General features: G+C 60.8%; 2 protein-coding genes. One reads left to right on the top strand and one right to left on the bottom strand.

What is annotated here, in order from left to right:
• The first annotated feature begins 245 nt into the window (after positions 1 to 245).
• Entirely contained in the window at positions 246 to 908 is a 663-nt protein-coding gene (locus ACTV8E_RS20645) for a TetR/AcrR family transcriptional regulator (RefSeq protein ID WP_443200692.1), read from the top strand.
• Between the two features lie 194 nt (positions 909 to 1,102).
• Here ACTV8E_RS20645 and ACTV8E_RS20650 read toward each other — a convergent pair whose 3' ends face one another.
• Entirely contained in the window at positions 1,103 to 2,839 is a 1,737-nt protein-coding gene (locus ACTV8E_RS20650) for a CocE/NonD family hydrolase (protein WP_443200693.1), read from the bottom strand.
• Positions 2,840 to 3,071: the final 232 nt, after the last annotated feature.

The raw sequence follows: 3,071 nt of genomic DNA on the forward strand, positions 1-3,071 counted from the left end.
AAACCGTTGACTCAGACATAGCCATTGCTATTTTCCAAGCCAACCATTACCCCGCTTCAAGGCAATCGGGTGAAGCCAACAAGACCGAAACTCGGCGGTGAAGACCACGCAAAGCTTTTGCAGGATCGAACGGGCGGCGTTCCGCTTTATTCGCGATTTCATCGCGAGTTTCGCGAATAAATTCGCTCCTACAGTACTCACCCGATTGCCCTGTACCCCGGTTAGAGGAGTCCGGATTGCTACCGTTGAAAACTATCGTACCAACCAAGCCGGGTCATACCCGCCCTGGGCCGGTGAACGCGGCCGAAGCCGAGTCCAGGCACCGGCGCATCCTTGGCGCAGCCCGCAAGCTGTTCGTCACTCACGGATTGAACGGCACATCACTCGACGCCATCGCCCGCGAATCACAGATCACCAAACGGACGATCTATCTGCTTTTTCAGAGCAAGGAAGGCCTGTTCGTGGCCACCCTGACCGACTGCGTTGATGCCATCGCCGACGCGGTGCGGCGGACACCTGATGCGCCAGACCTCGCCAGCACCCTGGTTGGCATCGCCAGAGCCTATGCCCAGGCGCTGGATAATCCGCAGACGCTGGCGATGTACCGAATCGCCATCGGCGAAAGTGAACGCATCCCCCCCGAAGCCCGACACGCCCTCAATATCTATGGCGAGCACAGCGCCCAGGGCGTCGTCACCGCACTGCTGGAAAAAGCACAGGAACGCGGCGTGGTGAAGTTCCGTTCACTGGACATCTTTTCCCGGTTGTTCCTCGATCTGATCCTCGCTCCGCATTTCACCCAGTGGCTGCTCGGTGCCGCACCGCCCCCTGAAAAGCCCGACGCGGTAAGCCGTTTCCTCAAGGCTGCCGATGATCTTTACGAAACATCGTTCAGTATTCCGAAATGATACTACATAGTGTCATTATCTCGTGCAATAGCCGTCACAGGGCAATTGCGCCCTGCGTTTGAAGAGCTGAAACAGTGTTGGAAGGCTGGAGGCTGGACGAAAGGCCGTTCAGAAACGGCTGGGCATAAGAAACGCCATAGGGCGATGGCCCTGGGGTGTCCCCGAATGCACGGGACACCCCTGCTGCACGATGCCTACCGTTCGATGATCGGGAGGATCAGGCGGCTCGGTTTGGCAGGCCCATGATGCACGCTGTTCGTTGCCACCACCGCATCGCTGATGGATTCGCCAGCGATGAATCCGCCCGTGTTGGTGTTGCGATCAAAGCGCGGGAAGTTGCTGCTCGACAGGTCAAGACGCAGCCGGTGACCGGGAAGGAACACGTTCGAGGTCACCCCTAGATTCACCGTGACCTCATAGACCTCGCCGGGAACCAGGGGCTTCGGCTCCGCGAGACTGTCGCGGTAGCGCAGGCGCAGGATGCCGTCGCACAGATTGATTGCGCGGCCATCGGGGAACACATCGACCAGCTTTGCGGTGATGTCCGTGTCCAGCGCATCCGAGGATACGAACACCTTGAGTTCAACGTGTCCGGTGACCTCAAGCGGTTTCTCCAGCACTTCGCTGGCGTAGCAGAGGATGTCATCACGGCCATCAATAACTGACTGATCGACAGGGCCGATCAACCCCGGCTCGTCGGGAAGCAACGCTCCACCGGCGGTGGCAATCGCGTTGCGAGGGTCGTAAGTGAAGGTATCTACTGCGTCACTTGCAGCCGGGGCCCTTTGCAGCGCTCCGTCGCCGTGGCGCGTTGCTGCGGAGCCTGCACTGTTCAGGTGGTAGTCGGTGTAGCGGGTGTCGGGTAGCGGCCAGTCGGATTCGTCGCGCCACTGGTCGATGCCCATGACGAAAATGCGTACGCGTGGCGCGGGAGTCTTCGGCACGATGCCACGGACATGCTCATCGAAGAACGCGATGCCCTCAGCAGCGGGATTCGCCGGCGCAAGTGGCCCGAAGTAGCGATCCGGGTAACGTCCGCTGGTGCTCCTGTGGTCCCAGGGCCCGATAACGAGACGGGACTTCTCGCGCGCATCAACGGAGCCGCCATGCGCCCTGACGCCGAGGAAGCCTTCGACGGTGCCGTTGATCTTCAGGTCATACCAGCCGCCAAGTGACAGCACCGGCACGCTCACCTTGGCCATGTGTTCCGGACTCGACCAGTCCTGGCTCTGCCAGTACTGGCCGGCATCGGGGCGGGCGATCCAGTCATCGAACCAGCGGCCAACGCCGTGCAAGGGAAGCGCAGCCAGGGGAGTGTCATGGTTCATCGCCAGCGGGTTGACCAAAGCGCCTCCGAGGCGCATCAGGGTGGACGGATCAGCAATGCTCCCCTGTGCCAACCCGCGCTGCTCCTGGCCCGCATACATCATCGCGTTCCAGTACGTATTGAGACTCAGCGACATCGCGCCGCCCTTTGAGTACCAGAGGTTCGAGTACCAATCGGTCGCGGCCGTGGCCGGCGCAATGGCCTTTAGCCCCGGCGTTTGGCCAATTGCCATGGCCCACTGCGTCATGCCCATGTACGACGCTCCAGCCCCGGCTACCGTCCCGTCCGACCAGGGCTGTTCACGCAGCCAGCCGATGGTGTCCTCCCCGTCGGCAACCTCGTTGACCTTCGGTTCGAACACGCCCCCCGACGCCCCCGTACCGCGTGCGTCTTGAAACATTACCGCGTATCCGGCCTGCACCAGGGCGAGAGTAGGCGTTACGATCGAGCCTTGCCCCATCGCCGCCATCACCATACTGCGACCGTAGGGGGTACGCTGAAGCACCGTCGGCGCTGTTCCTTCTGCCGGGCGGATGATATCTGCCACCAGTGTCACGCCGTCACGCGTCTTCAGCGCGACATCCTGCTCATAGATGTAATGCATACTTCCTCCTCATTGAGAACCGGTCGATCGTGATAGCTGCGTCCACTTGCCCCTGGGGGGTATGGATCGCTTTTCATGGAAAAGGAATGTTTTGCCTGCCGGCACAGCAGCTACGGCCGCGACAGTTGCGCCGACGATGCTGCCCGGAGCGGATGTGATAGATGCAATGATCTGCAAGTCCATTGGGTGTGGTGCCTGACGTTTGGTGAGGCGATGTCTGAGGCAACTGTTG

Origin of the sequence: Pseudomonas sp. B392_1p, from assembly GCF_052245235.1 — a bacterium.
GTDB classification, from domain to species: Bacteria; Pseudomonadota; Gammaproteobacteria; order Pseudomonadales; family Pseudomonadaceae; genus Serpens; species Serpens gallinarum.